This window comes from Streptomyces sp. NPDC007095 (assembly GCF_040634475.1).
Taxonomy (GTDB): Bacteria; Actinomycetota; Actinomycetes; order Streptomycetales; family Streptomycetaceae; genus Streptomyces.
In genome coordinates, this window is record NZ_JBEYFS010000034.1 from 1 (window position 1) to 8,647 (window position 8,647).

Genomic DNA, 8,647 nt, shown 5'->3' on the forward strand with positions numbered 1-8,647 from the left:
CCTGGAGGAACGCGTCCACCTCGTCGTCGCTCAGGTTCAGCGGGGGCATCAGCCGTACGACATCGGGGGCGGGCGCGTTGACCAGGAGACCGGCGCGAGGGCGACCGCACGCCGGGGCCTACGCGCCGCTCGCGTCGAGCATGTCCTCGCGCTCGACGATCTTCACGCGTTCCCGGCCCTGCGGTTCGCCCAGCGCCTTCTCCGCGGCGTCCAGGCGGTACCAGCCCTCCCAGGTGGTGAAGCGGACGTCCCGCTCGCCGAGGAACGCGTCCACGGCCTCCGGGTCGGGCGAGCCGGGCGTGTGCAGACGTCCGTTCGCGTGGTCGTCGAGCAGGCTGGCGACGGTCTCGTTGGCGTCGCCCTTGGTGTGGCCGATCAGGCCCACGGGGCCGCGTCGGATCCAGCCGGTGACGTACGTCGACTGCAGGTGCTCGCCGGTCTCCTCGATCACGCGGCCGCCCTGGTCCGGGACCGTGCCCGAATCGGCGTCCCAGGGGAGCTTGGGCAGTTCGTCGGACAGGTAGCCCACGGCGCGGTAGACCGCACCGAGGTCCCAGTCCTTGAACTCGCCGGTTCCCTTGACGTTGCCGGTGCCGTCGAGGGCGGTGCGCTCGGTGCGCAGGCCGACGACCTGGCCGTTCTCGCCGAGGATCTCGGTCGGGGACTCGAAGAAGTGCAGGAACAGCTTGTGCGGGCGCTCACCGATGTCGCGGATGGCCCAGTTCTCCAGGGTCTTGGCGACCATGTCGGCCTGCTTGTTGCCGCGCCGGGTCGCGATCGAGCCCTCGTCGTAGTCGATGTCCTCGGGGTCGACGATGACCTCGATGTTCGGGGAGTGGTCCAGCTCCCGCAGCTCCATCGGGCTGAACTTCGCCTGCGCCGGACCGCGGCGGCCGAAGACGTGGACCTCCAGGGCCTTGTTGGCCTTGAGGCCGTCGTAGACGTTCTGCGGGATCTCGGTCGGCAGCAGTTCGTCGGCGGTCTTGGCGAGGATGCGGGCGACGTCGAGCGCGACGTTGCCGACGCCGAGGACGGCGACCTTCTCCGCTTCGAGCGGCCAGGTCCGCGCCACGTCCGGGTGGCCGTCGTACCAGGAGACGAAGTCCGCGGCGCCGTAGGAGCCGTCGAGGCCGATGCCTGGTATGTCGAGGGCCCGGTCGGCCGTCGCCCCCGTGGAGAAGATCACGGCGTCGTAGAAGGTGCGCAGATCGTCGAGGTTGATGTCCCCCGGGTAGTCGACATTGCCGAAGAGACGTATCTGAGGCTTGTCGAGCACCTGGTGCAGGGCCGTGATGATCCCCTTGATCCGCGGGTGGTCGGGGGCCACGCCGTAGCGGATCAGACCGAAGGGGGCCGGCATCCGTTCGAAGAGGTCGATGGACACACCGGGCTCGACCGCAACTGCGGACTTCAGCAGCGCGTCGGCAGCGTAGATCCCGGCGGGGCCGGCTCCGACAATGGCTACCCGCAGAGGGCGAGGCATGATCAGGTTCCCTTCGAACGGTGGCAGGGTGGCTCGTCGGGAAGCCTAAACTAAGGCAAACCTTAGTCTGTAGGCGGGCTGGATCTATGACCCCATAAGCCGATCTTATGACCCGCCGCCGGGGAGCACAGGCCTCGAAATCGGGGGCAAAATGGGAAATGTGGGTGTCCGGCGTGTGTCAGTGGACCGCCTCGTGGAGCAGCCGTCGGGCCGCGGACTGGTGGCAATCCCACTCGCGCTGATCGTAGTGATCACCGTGGTGGACCTCCACTCCCCGAACGACGTCCACCTGGGTCCGTTTCTGGTCATCGCCCCCGCCCTCACCGCCTCCTTGGCCGGGCCACGGCTGACCGCGGTGGTCGGGGTGCTGGCCGTGGCCGCCCAGGTCTTCATCGCGGTGTTCCACGGCGGGCTGACCACCGCCAACCACGTCGCGCAGATCATCGCCCTGACCGTGCTCTCCGCGCTGGTGGTCTTCGTCTGCCATCTACGCGAGCGGCGTGCCCGAGAGCTGAGCCGGGCGCGGTCGGTGGCCGAGACCGCACAGCGGGTCCTGCTTCGACCACCGCCCCGCCGGATCGGGCCCCTGCGCGTGGCCTGGCTGTATCTGGCCGCCGAGGACGAGACGCAGATCGGCGGCGACCTGTTCGCGGTCGCCCGCGCCGCCCAGTCCTCCACGCGAGTGATCATCGGGGACGTACGCGGCAAGGGTCTGGCCTCCATCGGCGAGGCCTCGGTGGTGCTGGGTTCGTTCCGTGAGGGCGCTCACCGGTACGCCACCCTGCCCGAGCTCACGGCGGCACTGGAGGTCAGCGTGTGCCGCGACCTGGAGGACGTGGCCGACACCGAGCACGACCCGGGCGAGCACTTCACCACCGCGCTCGTGCTCGACATCCCCGACAAGGGGCCGGAGGCCTGCATGATCAACTGCGGCCATCCACCGCCTCTCCTGCTGCGCGACAGCGAGGTCACGGTCCTGTACGCGCGCCACCCCGTCCCCCCTCTGGGCATGTGCGAGCTGCCCGCCGCGAGCCACCGCCCCGACCCGTTCACCTTCGAATCCGGTGACATCCTCCTGCTCTACACCGACGGCGTCATCGAAGCCCGCTCACCGTCGGGCGCCTTCTACCCGCTCGCCGAGAGGGTCGCCTCCTTTCCCACCGCCAGCCCCGACGCCCTGCTGCGGCACATCCACGACGACCTCCTCGCGCACGTCGGCGACCACCCCGGCGACGACGCCGCCCTCCTGATCATCGAACGCGCCGCCTCCCACCACCCGCATCGACCGCACTTCACCACCCGCCCCGCCGACGGCCACCACCGGCTCCATGCCGGCGGATCGCCCCCGCCGGCGGAACGCTGACCTCACTCCCTGGCCATGTCCGACTCCGCCGCGCTCGCCGCGGAATCGGCGTCGTCGACGAGTTTCCGCAGGTGACCGAGGTCCGCGGAGGAAGTGGGCGCGGGCTGCCGAGTGGCCTGCGTGCCCTGCGCGGTCCCCGTGCCCTGCGTGCTCTGTGCACTCTGCGCGTTCCCGCCGTGGCCGCATCCGGCCAGGAACAGCAGGGCGGCCAGTACCGCCGGCACGGTGTGGCGCGCGCGCATCAGTTCGTACGACCGTTGTCGTGGGCGCCGCACCACTTCTCGACGTCGGCCAGGTCCTTCCGGCGGGTCTCCAGGGTGGGGACCAGGGAACGCCGGAAGGTGAGCCGGTCGTTCAGGTAGGTCTCGATCTGGGTGTGGCCCGCGGACTTGGCGTTCGTCACCCGCTGCTCGAGACGGGCGATGGAGCCGCGCCGGGAAGCGTCCGCGCGCAGCCGGGTGAGGATCCGGTCGATCCGCCGGTCGATCTTCGGCGCGCGCTTGCAGAGCGCCGCCGCGCCGTCGCCCGTGGGGGTGCCGGACGGCGCGGGAGTCGCGGCGTCGGCCGTGGCCGCGCCGACGGCGCCGAACAGCGACCCGGCGGCGACCAACGAGACGACCGAGATCACGGTCTTCCTGGTGCTTGGCATGACGAACTCCTCCGCGTTCACGGGCGACTGCCCTCTCGCCGGGAAAGCTAGGAGCCGTCTTTGTGGAATTCTTGTGGCCGGTCGGCGGTCGTGATCATCCAGTTGCGCGGGAGCGGAAGCGTGGCCCCCGCGTCCGCGGTGCCGTCGCTCAGCGGCAGGGTGACCTCGACGCGGGTGCCCGGACCCGTGGGCCGGTCCAGTACCCGGATCCCGCCCCGGTGCAGGGCGATCTGCTGGGCGACCAGGGTCAGTCCGAGGCCGGAGCCGGGGCTGTCCGGTCGGCGGCGGAAACGTTCGAAGACCTCGGTGCGCAGCGCGGGCGGGATACCCGGGCCCCGGTCGTCGACGACGAGCAGCGCGTCGGCGCCGCTCGCGCGCAAGGTCACCTCGACCTGCGGAGGCTGCCCGTCCGTGTGTCCGTGGACCAGGGCGTTGACGAGCAGGTTGTCCACCAGGCTCCGCAGTCCCGCCTCCCAGCCGTGCACACGCAGTCCCGGTACGCAGTGGCCGGCCACGCGTGCGTGCGGATGGCGTCGCCGCTGTTCCTCCGTGCTCGCTTCGACGAGGTCGGCGAGGTCGACCGGGCCGAAGGCGTCCGCCTCGACGAGGTCTGCGCGGCCGAGGTCGCGCAGCATGACGAGGACCCCGAGGAGGCGTGCGTGTTCGCGGCTCAGGTCGTGCAGCACTTCGTCGCGGTCGGGTCCGGCGAGTTCCGGATGCTCGGTGAGGATCTCCAGGTTGGTCTGCATGCTCATCAGCGGGGTGCGCAGTTCGTGCGAGGCCGCCGAGGCGAAGGAGCGGGCCGTGGCCAGAGCCTCGGCGGTCCTGGCCGCCTGCTCGTCGTAGCGGGCCAGGACGGTCTGCAGGGTGCGTGCGAGGTCGTCGACCTCGGCGATCCGCGTCGGGGTGTGGTCCAGGCGGGTGGAACTGGAACGGGGGTCGAGGCCACTCGCCCGGCGTTGCAGACGGCGCAGCGGTGTACTCGCCCGAGTGGCGACGGCCCAGGCGAGCAGCCCGGACAGCGGTGCGGCGAGCAGGGCGACGGTCACCGCGCGCCGTCGGACCAGGCGCACCTGGGTGTCTGCGGCGGTGTCGGACGCGAACAGCCAAAGGGTGCCGCGCACACCCGGGCGCGACCCGGTCACCCGGGTCGACAGGATCCGCCAGCTCCTGCCGTCGGCACGGAGGGTGACCGGGACGGGAGCCCTCACGGGCAGCGCCACGTCGGCCGCCGGTTGCGGGCCGCCCGTGAAGGTCCCCTCGGGGCCGGTCAGCCGTACGCCCACGTCCAGGGCCGAGGTGAAAAGCCGGCGTTCGCGGGCCTGCTCCACCGCCGCCGAGCGGTCGGCGGCGCTCGCGCGCAGCAGCCCCCGGGCGTCCTTGGCTACGGCCACCGCGCGCTCACGCAGATGCGTGTCCTGCTGGTCGTGCAGATCCGCGGCGACCAGCCGCAGCAGCAGCCAGCCGGTGGCCAGAACCAGTACGGGCACGGTGGCGCCGACGGCCAGCGCGATCCGCGTGGACAGTCTCACGGCCGCTCCCCCGGGTCGTCGTCGCGCAGGACGAAGCCCACGCCTCGTACGGTGTGGATGATCCGGGAGCGCCCCGACGTCTCCAGTTTGCGGCGCAGATAGCTGACGAAGGTGTCCACCGCGTCGGTGCGCACCTCGAAGTCGTAGCCCCATACGCGATCGAGGAGCTGGTCCCGGCTGAGCACGATGCCTGCGTTGCGGGCGAGGAAGTGGAGCAGCTCGAACTCGCGTCGGGTCAGTTCCACCGGCCGCCCGTCGAGGCTCACCCCCCGGGCCGCGGGATCCAGGAGCAGCCCGCCGACCCGTACGCTGTCGCTGTCCCGTGGCGGCCTGCGCCGCAGCAGTGCCTCCAGGCGCAGGACCAGTTCCTGCAGGGCGAAGGGCTTGACGAGGTAGTCGTCCCCGCCCGCCTGCAGGCCCGCGATCCGGTCGGCGGTCTCGTCGAGTGCGGAGAGCATCAGCACGGGTACGTCGTTGTCCTCGTCCCGCAGTGTCCTGCACACCTCGATGCCGCTGAGGTCGGGCATCGAGATGTCCAGCACGATCACATCCGGCGGTGTCCGCCGGGCCACCGCCAGGGCCGGCCGGCCCCCGTCGGCCAGGTCCACGGTGAATCCGCCGAGCCTCAGTCCGCGCTCCAGCGAGCGGCGGATCGCCGCGTCGTCGTCCACGACCAGGACACGGCCGCGCTGCCCACTCATCACCACTGCCCCTCCCCGCCACACCCCGGCGCACCGCCGGGACTCGCCGCCGCCCATCGTGCATCAGCCGCGACGGTCCCGGCCCCGAGGGGCCGACCAAGGGATCGGTGAGAATCGCCCGGGCCGGCCCCGGTCGGCGTGTGCCCTCGCGGAGCGTGCCGGTTGCGCGGGGCCTGACCCGGCGGTTGCATACGACTGTGTCGATGGGTGTGGATGCGAGCGGGCGGGTCGGTCACGGGAAACGGTGGGCGGCCAGGGCCGCGCTGGTCGCGGCGGCGCTGGCGGTCCTGCTGCCGCTCGCTTACGGAGGCGTGGACGGCGTACTGCTGCTCCTGGCCGTGCTCCTCGGCGTGGCCGTCACGGCGGCGGCGCTGTGGTGGGCGCTGACCCGGCGCGGCCCGCTCCGCTGGGTGGCGGCCGTGCTGGCGGCCGTCGCGCCGGGCGCCGTGCTCACCCTGTTCGCCGTGGCCGGCCTGCTCTGGGCCGTCCCCGTGTCCCTGGCGCTGTGGACCGTGGCCGTCTGGAGCGGCCGGTACGCCCTGCGGAGCGACCGGACGCGCCCGCCGCGCCCGAAGGAACGCAGGGCACCGCCGCCGCGGCGCCCCTTCCTCCTCATGAACCCGCACTCCGGAGGCGGCAAGGTGGCGAAGTTCGGGCTGCGGGAGAAGGCGGAGCGGCTCGGCGCGCAGGTCGTGCTGCTCGACCCGGAGAAGCACCAGGACGTCACCGCGCTGGCCCGGGCCGCCGTCGCGGACGGCGCGGATCTGCTGGGCGTCGCCGGCGGTGACGGTACCCAGGCGCTGGTAGCGGCCGTCGCCGCCGAACACGGTCTGCCGTTCCTGGTGGTCTGCGCCGGCACCCGCAATCACTTCGCCATGGACCTCGGCCTCGACCGCGACGACCCGGCGACCTGCCTGGACGCCCTCACCGACGGCGTCGAACTCCGCGTGGACCTCGGCTTCGCCGGCGGCCATCCGTTCGTCAACAACGCCTCCTTCGGCGCGTACGCGGCGGTCGTGCAGAGTCCCGCGTACCGCGACGACAAGATCGGCACCATCCTGGACCTCCTGCCCGACCTGCTCACCCGCCAGCGCGGGCCGCGACTGACCGCCCGCGCCGGCGACACGACGCTCGACGCCCCGCAGGCCGTACTGGTGAGCAACAACCCCTACCGCACCAACGATCCGGCCGGTCTCGGCCGCCGCGAACGGCTCGACTCCGGGCTGCTCGGTGTCCTCGGCATCACGGTGGACAGCGCGGCCGAGGCCGCCGCGCTCGTACTGGACCCCGCGCCGGACGGACTCGCGGTCCTGACCACCCGTGTGGTGGTCATCGACGCCGACCGCGCGGAAGTCGAGGCCGGCATCGACGGCGAGGCTCTGGTCCTGCCCGCCCCGGTCCACTGCCGCGTCGAACCCGGCGCCCTGCGCGTCCGCGTCCCGAAGGGACGGCCCGGTGTACCCGAGGCCCAACCTCCCTTGGACTGGCGCCGGTTGCGGACGCTGGCGGCGACCATGGGGCGAACGGCGGTCGTGCGACATCCTGGTCGCAGCCGGAACGCGTAGACGAAGGTCACAATTACATATCGGACAGTTCGCGCTCCAATCTTCACACCAGGCACACAAATTGGCTAAGTTGGCGGCAGGCCGCACGACTCCCTCCGGCGAACCTCGCCGGGTCGCGCGACCTCCGCCGAATCCGATGCCCCTGTGGCAACCGGAACCAGGACCCAACCGACCTTGGGGTGAATCGGCCCGACTGCCCACTCGGGCAGGGCCGTAGGGCATGCCTTCCGGAATCTTCCGCCCGAACCCGACGGCCGACCCGGTAGGCGGAGTACGGAAGGAGTACGGCTCCCATGGCGCCGGAACGAACCCCGCGCCCTGGAGGCGGCAGCCTCCCTGGCATGCCCGACTCCGCACGCGCGACGGCCGCCCTCAGTGGCGCGGACGGTCCTAGCCGCGAGGAGGTGCAGCAGCGGATCAGCTCCCTCTACGACCAGGCCGAGAACGCCGTCGGGTTCGTCAACGGGACCCGCGCGATGACCACAGGGAGCCGAGGCCGCGTCAACCCGGCGCCGGAAACCGCGCGCAGGCGCCGCGACCCCGCCCTCGACGACATCACCAAGACCTGGTTCGACGCGGCGCGCACGCAGCTGGGTCCGTCCGCGCCGGCCAGGCTGCCGGCCGACCGGATGCCGAACCGCCGAGCCGAGGCGTGGCCCACGGGCCCGGCGAAGCGGCCGGAGGACGGGCTCACCAACCGCGGGCGGGAGTTGACCGCCCGCCCCGTTCTGGAGTTGACCGCAGGCCCCTCCGCCGAGGCGGCCGCCGGACCCGTGGCCGAGTTGACGGCCAGGGCCGTCACCGCGCTGCCGGCCGCGCCGGAGCCCGCGCCACAACCTGCGCAGGAGGCCGCCACGGCCCTGCTGCCCGCGGTGCCCGCGGTGCCCGCCGGGCCGGGGCAGTCCTCGTTGAAGACGTCCAAGGAGAAGATCCAGCGAAAGCTGGCGCTGGCCCGTGAGCTGGTGTCCAAACATGCCGCACAGTGGAACCCCGGGCCCGCGGCGGTCGAGTCACGTCCGGCCGAGGGTGCCTGGCCCACCCCGGAGGATCAGGCTCGCAACCAGGCCGCGGCGGAGTGGCAGCGACAGCAGTCGACCGCGCTCGGCCCGGACATGTCCCTCGGCGCCGGGATGCAGTTCGGCACGAACATGCCCACGGGTACGGGAATGCCGCTCGGCGCGGACACGTCCATGGGAATGGGAATGCCGCTCGGTGCGGGGATGCCCCTGGCCGCGGGGATGCTTCCCGGCGCGGACATGTCCCTCGGCAGAGGCGTGCCGCTGGCTACGGACATGTCCATGGGTGCGGGGATGCCGCTCGGCACGGACATGTCCATGGGCACGGGGATGCCGCT

At 72.2% G+C, this 8,647-nt stretch carries 7 protein-coding genes, 1 pseudogene and 1 riboswitch; of the genes and pseudogenes, 3 read left to right on the plus strand and 5 right to left on the minus strand.

Features of this window, described 5'->3' with window-relative positions:
- Positions 1-118 precede the first annotated feature (118 nt).
- Positions 119-1,483 carry an FAD-dependent oxidoreductase gene (locus tag ABZ656_RS14205; RefSeq protein WP_101407618.1) on the minus strand — a complete coding sequence of 455 codons (1,365 nt, stop codon included), beginning with the start codon at positions 1,481-1,483 and terminating at the stop codon, positions 119-121.
- Positions 1,484-1,658: 175 nt separating this feature from the next.
- Here ABZ656_RS14205 and ABZ656_RS14210 point away from each other — a divergent pair, with 175 nt between their 5' ends.
- Complete coding sequence (locus ABZ656_RS14210) at positions 1,659-2,846, plus strand: PP2C family protein-serine/threonine phosphatase (protein WP_360267787.1); 1,188 nt, start codon at positions 1,659-1,661, stop codon at positions 2,844-2,846.
- A gap of 2 nt (positions 2,847-2,848) precedes the next feature.
- On the opposite strand, the gene ABZ656_RS14215 is transcribed toward ABZ656_RS14210, so the two are convergent.
- From ABZ656_RS14215 to ABZ656_RS14230, 4 genes are read right to left on the minus strand one after another with little or no spacing between them, the layout of a single operon-like run.
- Positions 2,849-3,088, minus strand: a complete 240-nt coding sequence (locus tag ABZ656_RS14215; RefSeq protein ID WP_360267790.1) for a hypothetical protein — start codon at positions 3,086-3,088, stop codon at positions 2,849-2,851.
- Positions 3,088-3,495, minus strand: coding sequence for a hypothetical protein (locus tag ABZ656_RS14220; protein WP_101408450.1), 408 nt, complete (start codon positions 3,493-3,495; stop codon positions 3,088-3,090). Before ABZ656_RS14220 ends, ABZ656_RS14215 begins: the two co-directional genes overlap by 1 nt.
- Positions 3,496-3,542: 47 nt before the next feature.
- Positions 3,543-5,027, minus strand: a complete 1,485-nt coding sequence (locus tag ABZ656_RS14225; RefSeq protein WP_101407621.1) for a HAMP domain-containing sensor histidine kinase — start codon at positions 5,025-5,027, stop codon at positions 3,543-3,545.
- Entirely contained in the window at positions 5,024-5,728 is a 705-nt protein-coding gene (locus ABZ656_RS14230; protein WP_101407622.1) for a response regulator transcription factor, read from the minus strand. Before ABZ656_RS14230 ends, ABZ656_RS14225 begins: the two co-directional genes overlap by 4 nt.
- A gap of 203 nt (positions 5,729-5,931) precedes the next feature.
- Between ABZ656_RS14230 and ABZ656_RS14235 the strand changes: the two genes are divergently transcribed.
- Positions 5,932-7,293 (plus strand): diacylglycerol kinase family protein, encoded by a 1,362-nt coding sequence (locus ABZ656_RS14235; protein WP_360267795.1) that lies wholly within the window; start codon positions 5,932-5,934, stop codon positions 7,291-7,293.
- A 115-nt stretch (positions 7,294-7,408) separates the two neighbouring features.
- Positions 7,409-7,578, plus strand: a riboswitch (cyclic di-AMP (ydaO/yuaA leader).
- A gap of 56 nt (positions 7,579-7,634) precedes the next feature.
- Positions 7,635-8,647 (plus strand): annotated as a pseudogene (locus tag ABZ656_RS14240) (hypothetical protein); the annotation flags it as partial.

Excerpts from the sequence above, each read along its gene's own strand:
- ABZ656_RS14205 (WP_101407618.1), bottom strand. The coding sequence starts at position 1,483 with ATGCCTCGCCCTCTGCGGGTAGCCATTGTCGGAGCCGGCCCCGCCGGG.
- ABZ656_RS14215 (WP_360267790.1), bottom strand. The coding sequence starts at position 3,088 with ATGCGCGCGCGCCACACCGTGCCGGCGGTACTGGCCGCCCTGCTGTTC.
- ABZ656_RS14220 (WP_101408450.1), bottom strand. The coding sequence starts at position 3,495 with ATGCCAAGCACCAGGAAGACCGTGATCTCGGTCGTCTCGTTGGTCGCC.
- ABZ656_RS14230 (WP_101407622.1), bottom strand. The coding sequence starts at position 5,728 with ATGAGTGGGCAGCGCGGCCGTGTCCTGGTCGTGGACGACGACGCGGCG.
- ABZ656_RS14235 (WP_360267795.1), top strand. The coding sequence starts at position 5,932 with ATGGGTGTGGATGCGAGCGGGCGGGTCGGTCACGGGAAACGGTGGGCG.